17 protein-coding genes are annotated in these 23,684 nt (G+C 58.8%); 12 read left to right on the top strand and 5 right to left on the bottom strand.

Annotated elements, in window-relative coordinates:
* Positions 1–79 precede the first annotated feature (79 nt).
* Both amt (CLV83_RS06820) and puuE read right to left on the bottom strand, forming a co-directional pair.
* Positions 80–3,490, bottom strand: coding sequence for an ammonium transporter (gene amt / locus CLV83_RS06820; RefSeq protein ID WP_132289313.1), 3,411 nt, complete (start codon positions 3,488–3,490; stop codon positions 80–82).
* A gap of 235 nt (positions 3,491–3,725) precedes the next feature.
* Complete coding sequence (puuE, locus tag CLV83_RS06815; protein WP_132289310.1) at positions 3,726–4,679, bottom strand: allantoinase PuuE; 954 nt, start codon at positions 4,677–4,679, stop codon at positions 3,726–3,728.
* A 142-nt stretch (positions 4,680–4,821) separates the two neighbouring features.
* Between puuE and CLV83_RS06810 the strand changes: the two genes are divergently transcribed.
* From CLV83_RS06810 to CLV83_RS06755, 12 genes are all read left to right on the top strand, one after another.
* Positions 4,822–5,673, top strand: coding sequence for a MurR/RpiR family transcriptional regulator (locus tag CLV83_RS06810; protein WP_243642303.1), 852 nt, complete (start codon positions 4,822–4,824; stop codon positions 5,671–5,673).
* A 231-nt stretch (positions 5,674–5,904) separates the two neighbouring features.
* On the top strand, positions 5,905–6,939 hold the full coding sequence (gene alc, locus CLV83_RS06805) for an allantoicase (RefSeq protein WP_243642302.1): 1,035 nt from the start codon (positions 5,905–5,907) through the stop codon (positions 6,937–6,939).
* A 224-nt stretch (positions 6,940–7,163) separates the two neighbouring features.
* Positions 7,164–7,466: an urease subunit gamma gene (gene ureA / locus CLV83_RS06800; RefSeq protein ID WP_132289304.1), complete on the top strand. Its 303-nt coding sequence runs from the start codon at positions 7,164–7,166 to the stop codon at positions 7,464–7,466.
* Positions 7,467–7,476: 10 nt separating this feature from the next.
* Positions 7,477–7,782: an urease subunit beta gene (locus CLV83_RS06795; protein ID WP_104001595.1), complete on the top strand. Its 306-nt coding sequence runs from the start codon at positions 7,477–7,479 to the stop codon at positions 7,780–7,782.
* 25 nt (positions 7,783–7,807) lie between these two features.
* The gene (gene ureC, locus CLV83_RS06790; RefSeq protein WP_132289301.1) at positions 7,808–9,511 is read left to right on the top strand and encodes an urease subunit alpha; all 1,704 of its coding nucleotides are present in this window, start codon (positions 7,808–7,810) and stop codon (positions 9,509–9,511) included.
* Between the two features lie 99 nt (positions 9,512–9,610).
* Complete coding sequence (gene ureE / locus CLV83_RS06785; RefSeq protein ID WP_132289298.1) at positions 9,611–10,087, top strand: urease accessory protein UreE; 477 nt, start codon at positions 9,611–9,613, stop codon at positions 10,085–10,087.
* A 28-nt stretch (positions 10,088–10,115) separates the two neighbouring features.
* Entirely contained in the window at positions 10,116–10,358 is a 243-nt protein-coding gene (locus tag CLV83_RS06780; RefSeq protein WP_132289295.1) for a HupE/UreJ family protein, read from the top strand.
* A 5-nt stretch (positions 10,359–10,363) separates the two neighbouring features.
* Positions 10,364–11,029: an urease accessory protein UreF gene (locus CLV83_RS06775; RefSeq protein WP_132289292.1), complete on the top strand. Its 666-nt coding sequence runs from the start codon at positions 10,364–10,366 to the stop codon at positions 11,027–11,029.
* A 53-nt stretch (positions 11,030–11,082) separates the two neighbouring features.
* Positions 11,083–11,697: an urease accessory protein UreG gene (gene ureG, locus CLV83_RS06770; RefSeq protein ID WP_132289289.1), complete on the top strand. Its 615-nt coding sequence runs from the start codon at positions 11,083–11,085 to the stop codon at positions 11,695–11,697.
* A gap of 291 nt (positions 11,698–11,988) precedes the next feature.
* Complete coding sequence (locus tag CLV83_RS06765; protein WP_132289286.1) at positions 11,989–14,349, top strand: putative bifunctional diguanylate cyclase/phosphodiesterase; 2,361 nt, start codon at positions 11,989–11,991, stop codon at positions 14,347–14,349.
* 439 nt (positions 14,350–14,788) lie between these two features.
* Positions 14,789–16,441: an autotransporter assembly complex protein TamA gene (locus CLV83_RS06760; protein WP_132289283.1), complete on the top strand. Its 1,653-nt coding sequence runs from the start codon at positions 14,789–14,791 to the stop codon at positions 16,439–16,441.
* A complete protein-coding gene (locus CLV83_RS06755; RefSeq protein WP_132289280.1) occupies positions 16,438–20,208 on the top strand; it encodes a translocation/assembly module TamB domain-containing protein in 3,771 nt (1,256 codons plus the stop codon). The genes CLV83_RS06760 and CLV83_RS06755 overlap by 4 nt, the downstream gene beginning before the upstream one ends.
* Positions 20,209–20,264: 56 nt before the next feature.
* On the opposite strand, the gene CLV83_RS06750 is transcribed toward CLV83_RS06755, so the two are convergent.
* The 3 genes from CLV83_RS06750 to amt (CLV83_RS06740) form a co-directional block, all read right to left on the bottom strand.
* Positions 20,265–20,588 (bottom strand): hypothetical protein, encoded by a 324-nt coding sequence (locus CLV83_RS06750; RefSeq protein WP_132289277.1) that lies wholly within the window; start codon positions 20,586–20,588, stop codon positions 20,265–20,267.
* 123 nt (positions 20,589–20,711) lie between these two features.
* Positions 20,712–21,350, bottom strand: a complete 639-nt coding sequence (locus CLV83_RS06745; RefSeq protein ID WP_165900250.1) for a response regulator transcription factor — start codon at positions 21,348–21,350, stop codon at positions 20,712–20,714.
* Positions 21,328–23,448: an ammonium transporter gene (gene amt, locus CLV83_RS06740; RefSeq protein WP_132289271.1), complete on the bottom strand. Its 2,121-nt coding sequence runs from the start codon at positions 23,446–23,448 to the stop codon at positions 21,328–21,330. Before amt (CLV83_RS06740) ends, CLV83_RS06745 begins: the two co-directional genes overlap by 23 nt.
* Positions 23,449–23,684: the final 236 nt, after the last annotated feature.

The raw sequence follows: 23,684 nt of genomic DNA, 5'->3' as shown, positions 1-23,684 counted from the left end.
AGCCTGCATCGAGCTCCGGCAACACATCCCGTGAGGATGAAGGCTAAATTGGGTCGGCCGCTGAATTTCCGATCAAGCCCTAGCGTGGCATCACCCGCACACGGCCCAACTGCTCAAGCGGTGCGGGTTTGCTGAGCAGGTAGCCCTGTACAAAGTCCACGCCGATCTCGCGCAGCAGGCCCAGGGTCGCTTCATCTTCAACAAACTCCGCCACTGTTTTCAGGCCCATTATATGGGCGATGTTGTTGATCGAGGCGATCATCGCTTGGTCGATCTCGTTATTACTCATATCCCTGACGAAAATGCCGTCGATCTTTACACAATCCACCGGCAGCCGTTTCAGGTAGCCAAAGGACGAGAGACCACTACCGAAGTCATCCAGGGCGAAGTGACAGCCAAGGTTGCGTAGTTCCTCAATAAAGGCGCGGGCCGCTTCGGGGTCGGACATGGCAGCGGTTTCGGTGATCTCGAAACAGAGCAGGTGGGGCGGAATCTCATGTTTGCCAATGTGGTGCTTAATGGTTTCGAGACACTCGGAGGAGCCGATGGAGGCACCGGACAGGTTGATGGCGCACTGGATCTGGTTGTTACCGGCATGCAGGTGATCGCCGAGCCAGGCCAGGGTGTTGCGCACTACCCACTGGTCCACCTGCGGCATCAGGTCATAGCGCTCCGCGGCGGGTACAAAGGCGCCGGGCGGGATCAGGTTGCCCTCGGCATCGAGCATGCGGATAAATATTTCGATATGGGGCACGGCGCCGGGCTCGGGATCCAGCGCTTCAATGGTCTGGTAGTAAAGGCGGAAGTCGTCGCAGTCGATAGCCTGCTGGATATGCGACGCCCACTGCATCTGCCCCTGCCGCTGGCTCAGTTCATTGTCATCCACTTCGTACAGGTGCACACGGTTACGACCGGTATCCTTGGCGGCATAGCAGGCCGCGTCCGCCAGGCTAAGTAGCTCATCGAGGGAGGCGCAGTCAGGGCCGAACGGTACCAGGCCGATACTGACGCCCACGGAAAACACCTGACCTTCCCAGGGAAATCGAAAATCCTTCACGGTGCGGCGTAGCTGCTCGGCGATCTCCAGGCCGCGTTCCACCGGGCAGTCCGCCAGCAGAATACCGAACTCATCGCCGCCGAGGCGGGCGAAGGTATCGTTCTGGCGCAGCAAGGGTTTCAACTCATGGGAGAGCTGTCGCAGCAGCGCATCCCCGGCGCGATGGCCGCAGGTGTCATTCACCAGCTTGAACTGATCCAGGTCCAGGTAGCAGATCAGATGTTCGCCGTTATCGGTGCGGGCGGAGATGATCAGCTGTTCCAGACGCCGCTCGAATTCACGTCGGTTGATCAATCCTGTGAGTGCATCGTGTACCGCCTGAAAGGTCAGGCGCTGCTGCAGCTCGCTGTTCTGGGTGATGTCCTGCATGGCGATCACCCAGCCCACAGCCTGGCCATCCTTGTCGTGCAGCGGGGCGCAGTTCAGCTGCACCCGGGCGCGATGCCCATTGGCGCCGATCAGGCTCAGCTGCCGATATTCGCCGGCGGGGGTGCTGTCGCGGCAGAGTGCGGCGATGGAGATGTTGTCTCCCTCTATCGTCTGCAGGCGCACAACAAAGTCGATCGGTTCATTGAACACATCGTCGATATGGCAGCCGGTGAGCGACCGCGCCACCGGGTTCAGGTAGACGGTTTTCATTCGTGCATCGCAGGTGATGACCGCCTCGGTAATGGCTTCCAGCGTGACCTGGGCGAGTTGGGAATGCCGGTGCAGTCGCTCCTCCATCCGTTTGCGTTCGCCTATATCGCGGACGATGGCGCTGTATTGAACTCCTTCGCCGGTGGGGCTGGCAGAGGTGGTGACCTCGATGGTGATCGGCTCGCCCTTGGCATTGCGTCCCACCAGCTCATGGGGGCCTTCGTTCTGGCTGGATGCGATCAGCGGGAGCAGTTTTTCCAGCGGTGTGGTGGGGTAGAACTTTAGGCAGTCTTTGTGCAGCAGTGTAGAGATCTGTTGACCCGCCAGCTGGGTGTGCTGACGGCCGAAAATGGCAGCGGCGCCGGGGTTCGCGCTGGTGATGATGCCTTGCTCACTGAAGGTGATCACGCCGTCCTGCATATCACGCAGTATCAGCCGTGTGCGACTGGTCATGCGGTTGAGTTTCGTCATCACCTGGTTGTATTTGGCGGCGATCTGGCCTACCTCGGTGAAAGGTTCCACCGGCATCTTGCGCTGCATATCGCCGGTGCGCTCCTGTTCATTCATGGCGCCAAGCAGGTCAGAAAGCTCTGTGGCGGCGCCGTGCTCGGAGCTGTTAAGACCCTCGGTTTCGGCGTCATCCGAGACGCGAACAGCGGTAAACCGGCGGACTACAAGCAAGAAGATGAGCGCCAACGGGAAGGCCCAGGCGCCGCAAACCAGTATGCCTTCAATTTGAACGAGGACCTGCTGGGTCCATCCCAGGCCAGTGCCAAGCACTGCCGGGTCACCCAGCAGGCCCACCGCGAGGGTGCCCCAGATACCGGCCGCCAGGTGCACCGGTGTGGCCGAAATCGCGTCGTCGAGCTTGAGCCTTTCCAGCAAACGTTCCATACCGCGCATGCAGAGTGCGCCGACGACCCCGATCAGAGCGGCTTCAAGCGTGGTGACAGCGTGGCACCCGGCGGTAATGGCCACCAGTCCGGCGAGTGTCCCGTTGATCGTGAGCTGCGGTGTCTGGCTGCTGGTGCGCCAGTGCCCAAGCAGCATGCCGGTGATGCCGCCAAAGGTCGCCGCCACCAGTGTGTTGGCGATAATGCCGGGGATCGCGCTGGAGAACTCCAGCGTGCTACCGCCGTTGAAACCGATCCAGCCGATGATGAACAGCATCATGCCCAACATGGCGAACGGCAGGTTGCTGCTGGGGATAGACACTACCCGCCCAGCGACGAAGCGGCCCTTACGTGGCCCTACAACAATTAGCGCCGCCAGCGCGACCCAGCCGCCAAGGCTGTGCACCACGGTGCTGCCGGCGAAGTCGACAAAGCCCTGGCTTGCCAGCCAGCCCTGAGGACCTCGCAGGGCACCGCCCCAGGCAAGATGGCCGAAGAAGGGGTAGATCAGCACGGCGATCAGCGCGGTGATCGACACATAGGTCACAAAGCGGGCGCGCTCGGCAATGGCGCCGGATACGATGGTCGCAGCGGTGGCACAGAAGGTGAGCTGAAACAGAAAGAAGCAGGCATCCCAGAAGCTCAGTTGTGGAAAGTCCGCGGCAACGAGGCTGATATCCGGCAGGAGTCCGTTCCAGGTGCTGAACATCAGGCTGAAGCCCACCAGCCAGAACAGGGCAGTGGTGACGAGCAGGTCGAAGGCGTTTTTGAGCGCTACGTTGATCGCGTTTTTGCTGCGGGTGAGGCCGGATTCGAGACAGAGAAACCCGGCCTGCATAACAAGTACAAGGACGGCTGACAGCAGCAGCCAAAGCGCATTGAAGGCTTCCTGGTTCGACACTGATAGCACTCCTGATTTGCCGACAGCGAAATCCACGCGTTTATGCGTATCACATTGAAGACAGCAATAAACGCGCCATTTCCTGGCTATTTCGTCAGGTGGTGCACCCTGTATTGATCAGTCGCGGTATAGCGGCGACACCAGTGGCTGTTTATTGCACATTACGTCAATTAAACACACTTATGTCGCTAAATCGAGTCGTAACCTATTATCCTTTCCGCTTAGGCTGGTTTTGTTAAACCTCCTTGGGCGGATGCTCGCTGATCCAGTGGCGGGCGATATCCACCCGGCGGGTGATCCAGACATCGCTATGACGCTGAATATGATCAAGCAGACGCTGCAGCGCGAGGAAACGGCCGGGACGACCGATCAGGCGGCAGTGCAGACCGATTGACATCATGCGCGGTGTTTCGGCGCTTTCGGCGTAAAGCACATCGAAGGAGTCACGCAGGTAATTAAAGAAATCCTCGCCGTCGGCAAAGCCCTGAGATGAAGAAAAACGCATGTCGTTGCAGTCCAGGGTGTAGGGCACCACCAGATGGTTCTTCACTTCGCCGGTGCGCAGGGTGACAGGTGTCCAGAACGGAAGGTCGTCGCCGTAGTAATCGGAGTCGTACAGCAGGCCGCCATGTTCTACCGCCAGCTGACGGGTGTTGGGGGAGTCGCGTCCGGTGTACCAGCCCAGCGGTGTGCTGCCGGTCAGTTCGGTGATGATGCGCATCGCTTCCTTCATGTGCTCGCGCTCGCGCTCGATCGGCATCTGCTGGTAGTGGATCCACTTCAGGCCGTGGCAGGCGATCTCATGGTCCAGGTCGACAAACGCCTGGGTTACCTCGGGGTTGCGGGCCAGAGCGGTGGAGATGCCGAAGATGGTCATCGGCAGGCCGCGGCGCTCAAACTCGCGCAGGATGCGCCAGACACCAACGCGGGAGCCGTATTCATAGATCGACTCCATGCTCAGGTGACGGTCCGGATAGGCCTGGGGGCCGGCCATTTCTGAAAGAAAAGTTTCAGAGTGGCTGTCGCCGTGCAGAACGCAGTTTTCGCCGCCTTCCTCGTAGTTGAGGACAAACTGGACCGCGAGACGAGCACCGCCGGGCCAGTTGGCCTTGGGCGGATTCTTGCCGTAGCCGCGCAAGTCTCTTGGATAGGTGTTCGGATCGGCGCTTGGATTGGTTGTCTCGTTCATCAAGGGCTCCTTGCAGTCCATGACAGGGCAGCGGTTTGTCTTTGCCTGGGTGCTGCCGGTGTTTGCGGGTTTTTTCTTCCGGACAGGCCGGGTTAGTATATTTGACTCTTACAAGCTACGTCGCCACAGGAATCAGATCGTCGTGTCAGATGCAACAATCGACCAGAAACTCCAGGAACAGTACGACCAACTGACGCCGAGCGAACGTCTGCTGGCGGATTTCATTCTTGCCCACCCTCAGGATCTGGCGCTGTTCAATACCGCTGAGCTTGCGCGCATGTGCCATGTATCCAAGGCGACGGTGAGCCGTCTGTTCAAGCGCCTTGGTTTTTCCTCGTTCCGTGAAGGCCGCACACTGGCGCGTCAGTTGCGCCATCAGGGCGTGCCGGTGGCGGATGATCAGGGGGGCAGTGTTGCCTTCGATGAGCATCTGCGCCAGGAGGAGCAAAACCTGCACCGAATGTTCCAGAGCCTCGATCAGGAACAGGTAGGTTCCCTGGTCGATGCGCTGGAGTCAGCCCGCCGGGTGCGGGTGATCGGTTTCCGCAACAGCTATCCCGTGGCGCTGCATCTGCGTCAGCAGCTGATTCAGGTGCGTTCCAATATTCAGTTGCTGCCGCTTCCCGGTCAGACACTTGGTGAAGAGCTGGCGGATCTGGCGGCTGATGATCTGGTGGTCCTGTTCGGCTTCCGTCGCCGTCCCAAGGGGTTTGACCTGCTGCTGAGCGATCTTTGTGAAGGCCCTGCGTCGCTGGTGCTTATCGGCGATGAATCCCTGGCTCCGGCTGCATCTAAAGCCGACTGGTGGTTCGAGGCGCCGGTGGACTCTCGCTCGGCCTTCGACAGCTACGCCAGCGCCATGTGTCTTATCACTTTGCTGGTTAACAGCCTGCTGCACCGCTCTCTCGAAACAGGGCGGGAGCGTATCGCACGTATCAGCCACAAATATGCCGACCTCAATGAGCTCAGTCTAACTAGCCCCAAAATGGACTGAGTACACATTTACACGCACCTTTATGGTGCGTATTTTCGCTCCAATTCCCAGTCAAGTCAGGCTAAATGCAAGTCCGGGTTCAATTTGTCTTGGGTTGGAACTAATGTTGCAGTAGAAAGGTATATGAAACAAAAGGTGGTTCGCAATCCCGGGTGAAGATTCTCCCCGAATGCGAGCGTACTGAACTATTTTGCATAGATCCTTGCTAGCGATCGAAAAGAGGAGTGGGGCGTGGAATACATAGAAGGTCAGCCGGTTGAGACCCTGCCGGCATTTGCTGAAGGTGCGATGAACCTGGCCGATATCGGCCTGGGTACCGAGGTGGTTGCGGTCAGCGATCAGTTTTTTGCGCCGGCAGAGCGGATGATCAGCGCTGATCTGCCCCGTTTCTACCCGGATCGTTACGACGACCACGGCAAGTGGATGGACGGCTGGGAAAGCCGCCGCAAGCGCGGTGTCGGCCACGACTGGTGCGTTCTGCGTCTTGGTGTCGCGGGCTACATTCATGGCTTCGATATCGATACCAGCTTCTTCACCGGCAACTACCCGCCAGGGGCCAGCATCGAGGCCTGCTATCTGCCGGAAGGTAACCCGGACGATTCTACCGAGTGGACAATGCTGGCAGGCCCCGTAAGCCTCGGCCCGAGTCAGCATCACCTGGTGGCCGCACAGATCCCTGCTGACAAACAGGATTCGGCCTGGACCCACGTGCGCCTGAACATCCTGCCAGATGGCGGTGTTGCGCGTCTGGTGGTGTATGGAAGCCCGTCCGCAGAACTGAAAGAGGGCAGCGAGCTGAACCTGGCGGCCCGCGAACTGGGTGCCCGTGTAGTGTCCTGGAACGACTCTCACTACGGCCATCCGAACAAGATCCTGATGCCGACCAAGGGGATCAACATGGGTGATGGTTGGGAAACCCGCCGCCGCCGTGAGCCGGGTAACGACTGGTGCCTGATCGAGCTGGCGGCTCCCGGTTATATCGATGAGGTCGTGATCGATACTGCCTTCTTTAAGGGTAACTTCCCCGATAAGTGTTCCCTGCAGGCGGCCTGCATGGGCAAGGTAGGCGATGAGGCGCTGGTGACCCAGAGCATGTTCTGGCAAGAGCTGCTCTCACCCCAGCCGCTGAGCGCCGATGCCGAGCACAAGTTCGTGCCGGATGCGGGCCTGCAAGGGCCAGTGACTCACCTGCGTCTGAACATTTTCCCGGACGGCGGTATCAGTCGCGTGCGCATCCATGGACGGGTTGCGGCTGAGAACAGCTGAATTCCGTTAAAAACGGTGCTATCACATTGATTTGGAATGTATATTGCTTCCAAAAGCAGAGCATTGCAGAGTGACTGGCATCGCGCAGGCTGATCTATGATCAGCCTGTTTTGTTTCTGCCCGACAAACCTCAGGTTCTGTTAGCCTATAGGATGGCGGGTGAACGCAGATTCTCACCTGCTTTTTATACCAGGTGCATTCAAAGATTATTCAAGAGGACGACCATGGAGCTGACCCCAAGGGAAAAAGACAAGCTGTTGCTGTTTACGGCGGCACTGTTGGCGGAACGGCGTAAAGAACGTGGCCTCAAGCTTAACTACCCGGAAGCGGTTGCCTATATCAGCGCCGCGATCCTCGAAGGCGCGCGTGACGGACGCACAGTGGCGGAACTGATGGACTACGGCCGCACCCTGCTTGGTGCGGATGACGTAATGGACGGTGTTGCCGAAATGGTGCATGAAGTCCAGGTCGAAGCGACTTTCCCCGACGGCACCAAGCTGGTGACCGTACACGAACCGATCGTCTGAGGAGCAGAGCATGAAACCCGGTGAAATCATTGCCGAACCCGGCGATATCGAACTGAACGTCGGTCGTGAGACCGTTGAGGTGGAAGTGGCCAACACCGGTGATCGTCCGGTTCAGGTGGGCTCGCACTACCACTTTTACGAGGTCAACGACGCGCTGCAGTTCGATCGCGAGAAAGCACGTGGTTTTCGTCTTAATATCGCCGCCGGTACCGCGGTGCGTTTCGAACCCGGTCAAAGCCGTACGGTCGAGCTGGTGGCTTACGCCGGCTCCCGCGAGGTTTACGGTTTTCAGGGACGGGTAATGGGTTCGCTCTGAGCCCGCGCGAAGGAGGAGTTTGAAAATGGCAAAGATTTCTAGACGCGCCTACGCGGAGATGTTCGGCCCCACCACGGGCGACCGTGTACGTCTGGCAGACACCGAGCTGCTGCTCGAGGTGGAACGCGATTTCACCACCTACGGTGAAGAGGTTAAGTTCGGCGGCGGTAAGGTGATCCGTGACGGTATGGGACAGGGCCAGCGCCCGAGCAGCCGTACCATGGATCTGGTAATCACCAATGCGCTGATCGTCGACTACTGGGGCATCGTTAAAGCCGACGTCGGTATCAAGAGCGGCCGTATCGCCGCCATCGGCAAGGCCGGTAACCCGGATATCCAGCCGGATGTCGATATCGCCATTGGTCCGGGTACCGAAGTGATCGCGGGTGAAGGTCAGATCCTTACCGCCGGCGGCATCGATTCCCATATCCACTTTATCTGCCCGCAGCAGATCGACGAAGCGCTCTGCTCGGGTGTGACCACCATGATCGGTGGCGGTACCGGACCGGCGACCGGCACCAACGCCACCACCTGTACACCGGGCCCGTGGAACATCCACCGCATGCTGGAAGCGGCGGATTCGCTGCCGATGAACCTGGGCTTCCTAGGCAAGGGTAACGCCAGCCAGCCGGAAGGGCTGCGTGAGCAGATCGAAGCCGGCGCCATTGGCTTGAAACTGCACGAAGACTGGGGCACCACCCCGGCCGCCATCGATTGCTGCCTGAGCGTGGCGGACGAGATGGATGTGCAGGTGGCGATCCACACCGACACCCTGAACGAGGCGGGCTTCGTGGAAACCACCCTGAAGGCGATCGACGGTCGCGTGATTCACACCTACCACACCGAAGGTGCCGGTGGCGGTCACGCGCCGGATATCATCAAGGCGGCGGGCGAAGCCAACATTCTGCCGTCGTCCACCAACCCGACCCGCCCGTACACGGTCAACACCATCGATGAGCATCTCGATATGCTGATGGTCTGCCACCACCTGGATCCCTCCATCGCCGAGGATGTGGCCTTCGCCGAATCCCGTATTCGCCGCGAAACCATCGCCGCCGAGGATATCCTGCACGATCTGGGCGCGTTCTCAATGATCTCTTCTGACTCCCAGGCCATGGGCCGTGTTGGTGAGGTGATCACCCGTACCTGGCAGACCGCGCACAAGATGAAGGTGCAGCGTGGTGCGCTGACGGGTGATACCGAACGCAACGATAACAGCCGTATCAAGCGCTATATCGCCAAGTACACCATCAACCCGGCACTGACCCATGGTATTGCACACGAAGTGGGCTCCATCGAGGTGGGCAAGCTGGCGGACCTGGTGCTGTGGAAACCGGCGTTCTTCGGCACCAAACCGAGCATGGTCATCAAGGGTGGCATGATCGCGGTGGCGCCGATGGGCGATCCCAACGCGTCTATCCCGACCCCGCAGCCGGTACACTACCGCCCAATGTTTGGCAGCTTCGGTCGCGCGGTGCAGAGCACCTCGATGCTGTTCCTCTCCCAGGCAGCCATGTCGGCCGGTATACCGAGCGAGCTTGGCCTTGAAAGCCTGATTGGTGAGGTACGCGACTGCCGTACGATCACCAAGGATAAGATGATCCTGAACAGCTATCAGCCGAAGATCGAAGTGGATTCCCAGACCTATGAAGTGCGTGCCGATGGCCAGCTTCTGGTTTGCGAACCGGCCACCGAACTGCCGATGGCGCAGCGTTACTACCTTTTCTAAACCGGCTGGTACAGCCAGGTGGAGAGTCGAGGTGTTGAAGAGGCCAGGGACGGCGCTTCGTAAGATTAAAGAGTTCGAATAGATAGGTTTTATTACAGTATGTTGCGACTAGTTTCTAAACTGGATGCCAGGCAAGAGCCCACCGCGCGCCTGTGTCTGCCGATCGATTCCAGAATCCGCAGCCGTCTGCGCGTGGAGCTGGAAGATGGTCGCGAGGCAGGTCTGTTCCTGCAGCGTGGTCTGATCCTGCGCGGGGGTGATCTGCTGCAGAGCGAATGCGGTGAAGTGGTTGAGATCGTTGCCGCAGACGAGAGCGTCTCCACGGTGCGTTCCGCCGATCCGTTGCTGCTGGCCCGCTGTGCTTATCACCTGGGCAACCGCCATGTGCCGCTGCAGATCGAGCAGGGCATGGTGCGTTATCAGCATGACCATGTGCTCGATGACATGGTGCGCGGACTCGGTGCCGAAGTGGTCGCCGAGCAGGCGCCGTTCGAGCCGGAAGCCGGTGCTTACGCCAGCGAAGGTCATGGCCATCACCATCATCACGACCATGAACACGGATCCCACAGCCATTGAGCTGACCCTTTAGAAGAGAGGCTATTCTATGCAGATGTTTAAGCGATCTCTGGCGGCTGTTTCGTTGCTGGCTCCGGGTATGGCTATCGCTCACGAAGGTGCGCACGGCGGCGGTCTCACCAGTGGCTTCGTTCACGTGATCAGTGAGCCTGACCACCTGGCCATTGTCTGCCTGGGTGCCGCGCTGATCGGCTGTGCCAGCTGGGCGGTACGAGGCCTTGGCCGAAAGCGTGCGCTGTCTCGTCAGGCGTCCAGCCGCGCACGGGATTGATCTCGATGCTAGCGGATCTACGTCTTTATCAATTGATCAGTCCGGCGCTGCCGGTGGGTGCGTTTACCTACTCCCAGGGATTGGAGTGGGCCATCGAATGCGGTTGGGTGACCGATGCGCCCAGCCTCGAAGAGTGGCTGGTATCGGCGCTGGAGCATAGTGTTGCCACGCTGGAACTGCCGGTATTGCTGCGGCTTTGCCGCGCGCTTGAAGAGGGCGACGAGCAGAGCTTCGGCCAGTGGTGCGATTATCTGCACGCCAGTCGCGAGACCTCGGAGCTGCGCGCAGAAGAGCGTCAGCGCGCCCAGGCGCTGCTGCGCCTGCTGCCGGAGCTCGAAGTCCCCGTACCGGAATCCCTGCGCGACAAAATGGGCAAAACCCAGATCGCCGGCATGGCCCTGGCGGCCAAAGCCTGGGAGATCGACAGCATCAGTCTGGGACGGGGCTATCTGTGGAGCTGGCTCGAAAACGCCGTGATGGCGGGCGTCAAGCTGGTGCCCCTGGGCCAGACCGCCGGTCAGAAAATGCTGCTGGACGTGTCGGCACGGTTGCCAGCGCTGCTGGAGCAGGCTCCCAATATTGCCGATTGGCAGGTGGGCAGCTCTACACCGGCACTGGCGATCGCCAGCTCCAAGCATGAAACCCAGTATTCAAGACTTTTCCGGTCCTGATGGCGGATCAATCTGATCCTCGTCTGGACCTCGTACTATAAGGAAACATGAGAATGAGTGACTACAAGGCGCCACTGCGTGTTGGAATCGGCGGCCCGGTCGGGTCCGGTAAAACCGCGCTGCTGGAAGTGGTATGTAAGGCGATGCGTGATGACTACAGCATCGCGGTTGTCACCAACGACATCTACACCCAGGAAGATGCCAAGATTCTGACCCGCGCCGAAGCGCTGCCGGCGGACCGTATCGTCGGTGTGGAAACCGGCGGCTGCCCACATACCGCGATTCGTGAAGATGCGTCGATGAACCTGGCGGCGGTGGAAGACCTGGCGCGTCTGCACGGCGATCTCGACGTGGTGTTTGTCGAGAGCGGCGGCGATAACCTCAGCGCTACCTTCAGCCCTGAGCTGGCGGACCTGTGTATCTACGTGATCGATGTGGCGGAAGGCGAGAAGATTCCGCGCAAGGGTGGCCCGGGTATTACCAAGTCCGACCTGCTGGTCATCAACAAGATCGACCTGGCACCTTACGTAGGTGCAGATCTCTCCGTTATGGAATCCGATACCAAGCGGATGCGTGGTGAGCGTCCCTTCGTGTTTACCAACCTGAAAGAGGGTAAGGGACTCGAAGATATCATCGGCTTTGTCGTCAAGCAGGGTATGTTGGACTGATCTAAGCGTATTAGGCTGCGTATATCATAAAGTACTGTTGTATTTTTAGGACGCGGCCAGCATGATCGTTGAGTCGGCCCGGGTTGCGGCCGATTCAACGCGCTACACTGAACAAGTCATGGAAGTCTTTGCAGTAGAAAAATAAAAAGCCGGGATCCTTAGTTATGCAGCAGTCGTTTTACTCTTCTACCCTCAGTACATCTCCAGCTGCGGTATCGGTTTGCAGCAACCTACCTGATTCCGCGCCTCTGGGCAGGGTGCTGCCGGTATAACGAGGAGGCACTGACGGATATGGCAACCGAGTCCAGACTCCGATCCAGGTTTCCGGTTCATCTGAAGCTAGCGCTGCTCCTGCTCGTCTGTGCGTTGCTGGTTTTAGGCGGTGGCGGCTTCTACAAATCCGAAATCGCCCGCGAAACCTTCCGCTATCAGCTTGATGCCCGTTTTGATCGTCTGGATCAGTTCGCCAGCGCGTTGGCCGTCAACGTCGCCCAGGCGGATCGCGAACAGGTCGTCCACATCCTTAACCTGCTCCTGGCGGAGCCTGATGTGCTGAGGGTCGAGTTGCTCGACGCCGAGGTGCATCCGGTCGTTAATCTGGAAACAGAGGCTTACGGCAAGATTCAGGTCGAGGGGCGGATCGTCGTTCCGGTGCCGGATATCGCCGGCAGCGAGAAAGAATCAGGCTGGCTGGTGATGGAAGCCAGCGCTCAGAGCCTGGTGGATGCGAATAAATCGATCCTTGATGATGCCATCGTTACCCTGGTGCTGATCGTTTCACTGTCGGCGCTGGCGATCCTGATCTTCCAGGTTCGCTATATCAACCGGCCATTGCGGCAACTGCTGTTTGCCATCGAGCGCTCACGCAATAGCGGCGAGCTGGTGCGTGTAGGTGATCGCCTGCCAAACGACGAGTTTGGCACCATCATCGGCGCCTACAATGAGTTGCTGATTGAGGTGGAAGACAAGCACCGTTCCCTGCGCCGCAGCGAGGAGCGCTTCCGCCACCTCTATAATCGCACTCCAGCTCTACTGTTCTGCCTGTCGGATCGTGGTGTATTCGAGAATGTCAGCGAACATTTTCTCCACCATCTCGGCTACTCGCTGGATCAGGTTTTGGGCCGGCATATTCGTTCTCTGCTGATCGATCCGGAAGATCTTCGTTCCCTGGATGCGGCCTTTGAGCGGCTTGCTCACCGGCATCATGCTGAACTCTATCTGAAGCTGCGTAATGCCGCCGGTGAAGAGCACTCCATGCGCGTCGATGCGACACCGAACCCGGATGGCCAGGGCGTGATGGCGGTGATGACCGATATCACCAGTCTCAATGATGCCCTGAGCACCATAGAGCGTCAGGCCAACTTCGACAGCCTTACCGGACTTCCCAACCGCCATCTCTTCAAAATGCTGCTCGGTGAGCAACTCGGTGGCAGCGACGATAGCGAGGCAGGTCTCGCCCTGATGTTTGTGGATCTGGACCGGTTCAAATATATCAACGATACCTACGGTCACCATACCGGTGACAAACTGCTGCGTGCGGCGGGTTCACGGATTCAGAATATTCTGCCGGCGGGTGACTACGTGGCGCGCCTCGGTGGTGATGAGTTTGCCGTGCTTATACATGACGTTACCGATGAAGCTTCGCTGATGTCGCTCTCCAGTCGGCTTATCGATCAGCTCGAAACCTCGTTCCAGATCGATCAGTGCACCATGCATATCTCAGCGTCTGTCGGTATCGCCGTTTACCAGGGCGAGGACACGACGCCCGACCAGCTGCTTAAGAGTGCTGACCTTGCCATGTATCGTGCCAAGGCCGAGGGGCGTGGCCGCGCCTGTGTGTTTGTCCCCGAAGACGAGCAGCGGACCCTGCAACGGGTCAACACCGAATCTCTTCTGCGTGAAGCGCTTGAGGGGCAGTATTTCGAGCTCTACTACCAGCCGGTCTTTGATCTCGATGACCAGCGGATCGTCGGCGCCGAGGGGCTGATAAGGATGAACCATCCGCAGAAAGGGCTGTTGGCACCCGGTGACTTTATCGATGTGGCGGAAGAGACCGGGTTGATCGTGCCACTCGGCGAGTGGGTGCTGGAAGAGGGGGCACGGCAACTGGCGCAGTGGCATCAGGAGTTCGGCTGCGATATCACGCTGTCGCTGAACGTATCGAGCAAACAGTTGCAGAACGCGCGCTTCGCGGGAAGGGTGGCTACGGTCTGCGAGAAGTATTCACTGCCTGCCGGCCACCTTGTTCTTGAAATTACCGAGTCGATGCTGATGCATAACAGCGATCAGGCGTTGGAGGTGATGAAACAGCTGAAACAGTTAGGCTGTTTGCTGTCGATCGATGATTTCGGCACCGGCTTCTCGTCGCTGAGCTATCTGCAGAAATTTCCGCTGGATGTGCTCAAAATCGATCGCGCCTTCGTAATGGATATCGAAGCTAATGAAACCCATAGAGCGCTGGTTAAGGCGATCGTTAGCATGAGCGAGGCGCTGAAACTACGTGTGATTACCGAAGGCGTGGAGACCGAAGGGCAATTGCGCTGTATACGTCAGCAGGGCTGTGAACTGGGGCAGGGGTACTATTTCTCACGGCCGTTGAAGGCTGCGGCTTTCAATGAACGGATCAGATCGAGTGAAACGTTGTCAGTGTAAAGGATGGCCAGTGTAAAGGTGGGAAAAAAAGCGCCCGTCCGGTAGCCGGGGACGGGCGTAAACCGTGAACCGGGTCAGTCAGCTGTGTGGGTCTGACGTGAACCCGATGAAAGCCTGTCAAAGCGTTAGTAATCATAATGCGAACTATTATCATTAGCAAGTAATTTCTCAAATAATTTTGCCCGTGTTTTCTCAGGCGCTAGACGATACACTGTGCTCATCGCTCCAGGCCCCGTAAATCGGGGGTTCACGGGTATTACCGGTCGGGACGAAGGTGACGTAAAACGTCCTTTGCTCCTCATGGATGTGGTGAATCGGTATCTATAATCTTCGGAAAACCAAGTTGATCTATTTGGCTACACACCCGGGTCGCCTTCTGCGCTGTTGCTGCCTTGTTATCTCTCTCAGTCTGCCGATTACCGCTGCTGCGGAGGTGGCTGTGCAGATCGAGGGTGTCGAAGGGACCATGCAGGAGGGGCTGCGCAGTACTCTTTCGATTGCATCTTTGCCTGCGGACGCAGAGCCCTCTGATGCGCGAGTCCGTTACCTGCACCGTAATGCGGAAGATCAGTTGCGCGATGCACTCCAGGCTTACAGTTATTTCAATCCGCAGATCGACAGTAGACTCGAGCGTACCGAAAGCGGTTGGCTGGCGATCTATGAGGTCAATCCTGGCCCCGCCGTCCTGATCGAGGATCAGAAGCTGGAACTGCTGGGCGAGGGCGCCGATAGCGGCCTGTTCGATGCCTGGCTTAAATCTCCGGTGCTGGCCAGCGGCGAAAAGCTGGACCAGCAGGCCTATGACGCGTTGAAAGCCGACCTGCTGGAGCAGGCAGCATTGGAGGGCTATCACGATGCCCGCTTTACGCAGTCAAAAATTGAGGTCTATCCCGAAGATAACCGGGCCCGGATCGAGCTGAGCTTCGACACCGGGCCCGCGTATACCATCAGTGACATCAATTTCGGTGAGGCGCCGGTGCGTGAATCCCTGCTGCGGCGTTATCAGACAGTGCAGGCGGGCGATCCAGTGCGCAATGATGAGCTGATCCTGATGCAGCGCGGACTGATCGACAGCGACTACTTCGAACTGGTCGATGTACAGCCGGACTGGTCTCAGGCCGATGATCAACACCGGGTGCCGGTAGAGGTGAATATGCAGCCCAATAAACGCACCGCCTATCGTTTTGGTGTCGGTTACGGTACCGATACGGGCGCCCGACTCAGCGTGCGTCAGGACCGGCGCTGGGTCAATGATCGCGGCCATAGCATGGACACCAAGCTGGAGCTGTCCGAAGTCACCAATACCCTGAGCAGTGAATACGGCATACCGGGTGTTAACCCGTTAAACGATAGCTACGCGGTACAGGCGCTCTACGAGCAGGAAACCACGGATACCACCGATACTGAAAAGTGGTCGCTGGCGGCGCTCGACAAGCGCTTGCGCGGTAATCAGAGCTGGAATTACGGCTTGATCCTTGAGCAGGAAAAATTCAGCTTTGGCGGCGAGGAACAAAGCACTCTGCTGCTGGTGCCGGAGTTGGACTGGGAGATCAGCAAGGCTGATGACCGCCTTAATACCCGCAACGGCTATCGCCTGGGTATCAAGCTCAGCGGCGCCGAGGAAAATATTATCTCGGATCTGAGTTTTGTGCAGATTGAGGCGGATGCCAAAGTGGTTAAATCACTGGGCGATGACTGGCGTTTCCTGGGACGCACCCAGATCGGTGCAACGGCGGTTGAGGATTTTGAACATATGCCTTCATCCAGGCGCTTTTTCGCCGGTGGCGATAACAGCGTGCGCGGTTACACCTACAAAGAGCTGGGGCCGGAAGATGGCGAAGGTAATGTCCGCGGTGGTCGTTATCTGCTGACCTACAGCGCCGAGTTTGACTACAGGGTGGCCGGCAACTGGCGCGCAGCAGTGTTCTATGATGCTGGCAATGCGTTTGATTCCCTGAGTACGCCGCTCAAACAGTCTGCGGGTGTTGGTGCTCGCTGGCAGTCGCCGATTGGACCGATACGGGTAGATCTTGCGAAACCTCTGGATGATGACGGCTTCCGTATCCACTTCTCGCTGGGGCCTGATCTATGAGGCGTTCTCTGCGGTGGATCCGCCGTATCCTGTTTGCCGTTCTGGCGTTGGTCATTCTGCTGTTGGCTGTGTTGCTGTTTCTGGTGAGCAGCGAAACCGGTACTCGTTGGGTGTTCGATCTTGCGCAGCGTTGGGTGCCTGGGTTGCAGGTACAAAGTATCAATGGCGCGCTGACCGGGCCTTTGGATCTGCAAGGCGTCAGTTTTCGCCCGCCACAGGGCAGCGGTGTCGAGCTGGATGGTCTGCAGCTGGACTGGTCGCCGGGTAAGCTTTTCTCTGCGCAGCTCTCGGTGCAACGGCTGGCGCTGGAAGGTCTGCTGATTGTGCCTGGCGAGCCGGCGACTGCCGAGCCTGAGCCTCAGGGACCTTACGCGGGTTTCAGCCTGCCGGACAGCATTGCGCTGCCGCTGGGTATCGATATTGAGGAGGTGTCGCTAAACGGTCTGCGTATCGATGGGCAGCCTGAAGCGCTGGTTAACAGCCTGAAGATCAAAACCCATATGGCGCAGAGCGACCTCGTCCTTGATCAGTTCTCTGTGGACGCGACGATGGGGACAGCCTCGCTTGCCGGGAAGATGTCACTCAAGGGGGACTACCCGCTCGACTTCACTTCTGACGTGCTGCTGCGTCTGCCGGAGCGTCCCGAGATTGCGCTCAAGGGCAGGTTGCAGGGACCAGTGGACGCGATAGCGCTTACACAGGATGTCAGTGGCCCGCTGAGCGCAAGGCTGGCTGCTGAACTTGAAGGTGTGACCGGCAGTGAGCCGCAATGGCAGGCTCAGCTGGGGCTTGAAACGATCGATCTGGTTGCACTGGCGCCGGAAGCCGCGGCTGCCGAGCTCAGCGATATCAGTGCCAGGCTGGAGGCCAGCGGCAGCTTTACCGCTGCTGAGCTCTCGCTGGAGGGGAGTTTCAGTCAGGCGCAGACCGGGCCGATGCAGCTTTCGCTGCAAGCCGGTGCCGATACCGAGCGTGCCGAGATCAAGCGGCTGAATCTGGTTCAAACCGACGGGCCCGCCAGTGTCGATCTGACTGGCCATATCGCGCCACTGACGCCCGAGGGCGAGCTGGCGCTGGACCTCCACTGGAGCGATCTGGCGTATCCAATGATCGGCGCTGCGCCTCAGTTTGCCTCACCCAAGGGCTCATTGCTGCTAAGCGGTACGCTGAACGATTATCTCGCCGAGCTGGATATCGGTGTGCAGGCGCCGCCACTCGAAGCGATCAGCCTGACCGGCGAGGCCCGCGGCAACCTGCAGGCGATCGATAGTCTGGATCTGGTCGCTCAGGCGCCGGAGGGCCGGGCTCAGATTAAGGGCTCTGCGGGCTGGCAGCCGATGCCGCTCTGGAACCTGAATATCGAGGCGGATCAGCTGGATCCCGGCTACTTTGTCGCCGAGTGGCCGGGCAAAATTTCAGCGCTGATCCATACCGAGGGGCAGATCGACGCGGAGCCTGAGCTCACCGCCCGCATCGAAGAGCTGGGCGGTACGCTGCGACAGCAGCCGCTGTCGGGCCAGGGCGAGGTTAGTCTGAGTGGTGGTGTTTGGCAGGTGCAGGGACTCGATTTGGACTGGAGTGACGCCGAGGTCTCCGCCGACGGTGAGGTCGGCGAGGCGATCGCGCTGAATTTCAACCTGAGTCTACCGGCTCTGGACAAGCTGCTACCGGAAGCCGGTGGTCAGCTCAGCGCCAGCGGTACAGTGGGTGGCACACCAGCGATGCCGGCCGTTGAGGCAAATCTCTCCGGTTCCGCTTTGCGCTGGCAGAGTTACCAGGTTGGCGCCGTGGGTGGGCGCGTCAATTTCGATCCACAGTGGCGTAGCGCCGCAGATATAGCGCTTCAGGCCAGCGCATTGAACCTGGCCGGTCAGGTGATCGACAGTGTCAATCTGGCGGTAAGCGGATCCGAGCAGGCGTTGAATACCGAGCTTGATGTGAAGGCCGGGGAGGACAGCCTCAGTGCGGTGCTCGAGGGTAGCCTCAGCCTGGCGGAAACGGAGTGGGGCTTCGATGGTCGGTTGAGAAAACTGGCCGTGACCCAGACCGCGGCCGGAACCTGGAGTCTCAATCAGCCCGCTGCGTTAAGCCTGGCGCCAAACCGCTATCGGCTCGATCAGCTTTGTCTCGCCGCACAGACCGGGCAGGGGCGTCTCTGTGCCCAGGGCAGCCTTGAAGACAGTGCTATTCTGGGGCAATTCAGTCTGGCTCAGCTTCCGCTTGCGCTGGTTCAGCCCTACCTGCCTCCGGGCGCGGAGATCAAAGGCTATGTAGACGGTGAGGGCCGATTCGAGAGCCAGGGCCAACGCATGGATTATGCGCTGAAGATTGAACTGCCCGAGGCTGGCGTCAGTTCTGCAGAGCGGGATCTGGCGCTGACACTCGATACCACGGAGCTGACCGTCGAGGGTGACCAGAAGCTGGCGCAGGTGCGCTTTAATGCCCCCCTGCCTGAATTGAAAGGCTCGCTCAACGCCAGCATTGATGTCGATAACCCCACTACCGATCCTGGCCTCGATGGTCAGGTCCGACTCGATCTGCCACAGCTGGCTGCACTTAACGTGCTTAGCGCCGACCTGGTGATCCATGAGGGCCGCGCCCGTGCCGATCTCGATCTGGCCGGAAAAGTTTCAGCGCCCAAGGTCCGCGGCCAGCTCTTGCTGGATGAAGGAGACATGGAGATCCCGGCGTTTGGCCTGCATCTGACCGATATGCGGGTCAATCTGAGAGACGCGGATACGCCGGATAAACTGCTACTCGATGGCACCGTGACCAGTGGAGAGGGCAGCCTTGAGCTGGCGGGTGAGCTCTGGCCGCTGGAAAACCGTATCGAGGCGACCTTAAAGGGCGAGAATTTCCAGGCCGTGGATACCCGGGAAATGGCGGTGCGAATCTCCACCGATATGTCACTGGCGGTAGATCCCGAGCGTATCGCTGTGGGCGGTAAATTGGTTGTCCCCGAAGCGTTGATCAGACCTCCCAAGGCGTCGCCGAACGCTGCCAGCCGCTCTGCGGATCTGGTGGTGATCGAAGAGGGCGCCGACGGCGAACAGGCGCTGGGACCCGCCATGGATCTGGATCTCAGTGTTGAGCTCGGTGACAACGTGCGTGTCGATGCCTTTGGCTTTACCGGCCTGCTCAGGGGCGCCCTGCGGGTGCAACAGCAGGGGCAGGGAGTGCCTCGTGGTACGGGAAGGCTGGGTGTCCAGAGCGGTGAATACACGCTGTATGGCCAGCAGCTGACCATCACCCGGGGTGATGTGCTGTTCACAGGCGGGCCGGTGACCAATCCGGGGCTGGATCTGCGAGTCGACCGTGAGGTTGAGGATGTCACCGTGGGCGCGGTGGTCTCAGGCACTCTGCGCACGCCGGATCTGGCGCTGACCTCCAGCCCATCGATGCCGGATAACCATATTCTCTCCTACCTCGTGCTGGGCCGGGCTCCAGGGTCTGCATCCTCGGGTGAGCAGCAGATGCTGATGCGCATGGCGCTGGCGCTGGCTGGTGGGCAGAAGGTCGCCGGCCGCATTCAGGAAACCTTCCATGTGGACGAGGTAGGGATCGGCTCTGGTGATTCGGGAGAGGATACCTCTTTCTATATCGGCAAGTACCTGACGCCGGACCTCTATATCAAGTACGGCGTCGGTCTGGGCGATACGGTGAACACCTTCCTGGTGCGCTATCGACTGGCGACCCGCTGGTTGCTTGAGTCGACGACCAGCTCTGAGGCCAGCGGCGGCGATCTGATCTACAGCTTTGAGCGTTGACCGCCGTCCGCCTCAGGGTATGAGCGGCTTGGGAAACTAGGTGGAAAGCGCCGCCGTCAGTAAATACGGCCGGGGCGTCCTTTTACCTCGGCCGTGCCATCCACTGTCATCTCCGTGGCATCGGCACGCATGCGGCGGCGGTTCAGCTCATCGCTGCTGCCTGCCATCAGTGCGGTTTCTTCGGTCAGGCCGCTATTGATATAGGTACGGGTGCCCCGCCGGGTTTGTGTCTGGCTAAGATTATCCAAGGCACTGGCCGACGGGGAATGCGCGTATTCGGAAGAGGGGGTCAGGCTGACGCCAATGAAAAGAATCAGCGCGCTGGCCAGGGCGATACCTTCAACAGCGTGCCAGTGTCCACGAAACGTCATAGTGTTCATAGCTGCTCTCCAATCGCTTACTGAGTGTCCTTAAAGGCTAGAAGGCGACTGTAAAGGCGCTATCCCCCGTATGGGGGACTCACCACTAAGTTTTTGAATCTTTTAACTAATCCCCTGTATCACTCAGTAAGCCAGGCCGCCGTCCAGGGCGACACGGGTGGCTTCAACCCGGGATTTTACATTCAGCTTTTTGTAGATCGCTTTGACGTGGTCGTTGGCGGTATAGATTGATATCTCAAGCTCTCGGGCGATCTGTTTACGCGATGCGCCGCGAGCAATGAGTTTGAGCACCTCTCTCTCCCGCGCCGTTAAAAGTTCGCTAAGTTGATTGTCCGGGCGTGGTGCTTCACTGAAGTGAGCGATGATGCGGGTAGCCATAGCCGGCGACAGCGGCGGCTGTCCTGATAGCATCCCTTTAAGGTGTTCAGCCAGCATTGCTGGAGGCTCCGACTTGAGGAGGTAGCCGCAGGCGCCGCTGCGCAGCGAGGAGAACAGGCTGTCATCGTCATCCGACACGGTCGCCACTACACAGTGGGTATCCGGTTGATCCCTGCCGATGCGTTCAAGCACTTCGATACCGGATCCATCGGGCAGGTTCAGATCAAGGACCGCAAGGTCGAATGGGTATCGGTCCAGCAGGGCGTTGGCGCCTTTGATGCTGGTAGCCAGTTGAATCTCCAGCGGGCCGAAAGCGAGCTTGATCGCGGTTTCCATCAGGATGGACCACTCCACGTAGTCCTCAAGTAGCAGTGCGCGTTTCATCTTGGGATTCCAGATCGAAAGGGTTGGAGGGCTGAGCTGGCGCGGGGGCTGGTGTGAAACTGAGCGTGAAGCAACTACCCCTGCCGGGCTCCGAGCGGACGCTGATTTCAGCACCGGCGCCATTGAGCAACTTCTTTGCGCTGAACAAACCTATGCCATAGCCGCTGGTGCCGGGTGACGAATGCAAACGCTGGTGATTGTCGAACAAGCGCTCGCAAGCCTCCTGTTCAATACCGATTCCCTGATCCTCCACTTCGATCCAGTGTCTGCCGTTTTCGGCATAGGAACGAATGCTGATTTGGGGCGCCTCGCCGGAGGGTGTGTACTTGATGGCGTTGCTGATCAGATTGACCAGTACCTGGTGCAGGGCGAATTCATTGAAGTGGAGTTGTTTTACCTGGCAGTCGGTTGATAGCTTCGCCTGGCTCTGTTCGATCAGTGGTGTCAGATGGATTCGGACGTTGTAGAGCACCTCCTCGAGATCCACCGGTTCCAGGGTTTCCAGCTCATGGGAGGCACGGGAAAAATTCAGCAGCTCGCGGATTATTTTCATTGCGTCGTCAGAAGAGCGGCGAATTCTCTCCACATATTCGCGATGGTTATTCTGGGCATCGGGATCCTCCTGCAGCATGGCGGCGTAGGAGCTGATCACCGTAAGCGGGTTGCGCAGATCATGGGCGACCAGCTGATCATAGGTACGCAGGCTTTCGTTGGCTGTTTCCAGTTGGGAGTTGCTGGCCTTGAGCTTCTCCTCCTTGAGGCGCACGGTATTGAGCACATGGTTATAGGCCATGCCGACAATGCCCAGTTCGGTAAATTGATCAGTAGGCGCCGGGCGATGGAGGTTGCCGGTGTCGGATTGGTACTGCATAAAAGCGATCAGTTCATAAAGCTCAGACGAGGCGCGGTGTTCGCTGATATTGAGACCGACGCTTTCATCCTGGGGCGAGACGCGAAACGGATAGTAGACGTTGATCGCCCGAAATAGGACGTAGGCAGCGCCGAACGCCCAGACGCCGGTGACTAGAATGCCAATGACCTGCGCGCCTATCTGTTCCAGTCGACTCAGCTCGGAACCGATGGTTCCCAGATCGCAGAAGATCCCGGCGGCCAGGGTGCCCCAGATGCCGGCACCAAGGTGGACGGGTACCGCGCCAACGGCATCGTCCAGTCGGTATCTGAGCAGCAGCTTTGAGGTGAACAGCACGCTGATCGCTGAGCCGGCACCGATTAGCACGGCGGCGGGTGAGGTAACACAGTCGGCCGAGGCGGTAATGCCTACCAGACCGCCCAGCGCGCCGTTGAACAGGTCCTCCGGGGCGGGAGACTGGCCTGCCCGATGTATCAGAATCAGCGTAAATACCAGCGAGGCGGAGCCGGCGATCAGGGTGTTGCTGAGGATAATGCCAATATCGGAACTGAAGTTGTAAGCGCTGCCGCCGTTGAAGCCCATCCAGCCGAACCAGAGAATCAAGACGCCCAGGGCGGAGAGCGTCAGATTGCTGCCCTGAATCGTATGTGCCTTGCCTTCAGAGTCAAAGCGCCCGAGTCTTGGGCCGATGATGATAACCAGGGCCAGAGCGACCCAGCCCCCCGTTGAGTGGACTACGGTGGATCCTGCGAAATCATAGAACCCGAGGGCAAGAAGCAGGCCTTCGCCATTGTGAATCAGGCTGCCGCCCCAGCTTAAATTGACCGCTACCGGGTAGATCAGGCCGGCTATCAGGGCTACCAGTATCGGGTACATGATAAAACGCAGCCGTTCTGCCACCGCACCGGAAACGATGGTACAGCAGGTGCTGCAGAACACCGCCTGAAACACAAAAAAGGCGTTCAGCGTGTTTTCGGAAGAATGAAAAAGATAGAAGTTTCCGTCCCCCAGCGGGTTGCTGAACGGAACCCCGAAGGCGATGGAAAAGCCGATCAGCCAGAACAGAAAGATCGACGTAGCATTATCGCAGATGTTTTTCAGCGCTACATTGATATTGTTTTTCGATCGGGTCATGCCCGACTCTAGGCATAAGAAACCGGCCTGCATAATCCAGACGAGGCAGGCACACAGCAGAACCCAGAACACATCGATATCGTTGAGAGTCATTTCCCTGTCCGTAAGGCGTCGCCCGTTGTTCGGGCGCTGGAGGTGAACAGAAGTTTAGACTTTGGAAGGTTTAAAGCCGCATGAAGTCTGCGTATTTATATTGATGTGGCCGCCGAACAGGTGAATTTGATTCATTCAGGGCTGGATAACAGGCGGAGTCATAACAAGGTGGGAGGGGAAACCTGGGAGGGAAAGAAAAGGGCCAGCGGTTTTAACCACTGGCCCCTGTTCAGGCG

Origin of the sequence: Marinobacterium mangrovicola (assembly GCF_004339595.1) — a bacterium.
GTDB lineage: Bacteria > Pseudomonadota > Gammaproteobacteria > Pseudomonadales > Balneatricaceae > Marinobacterium_D > Marinobacterium_D mangrovicola.
Note: the sequence above shows the minus strand (reverse complement) of the source record. Positions and strands in the feature narration are given on the sequence as shown.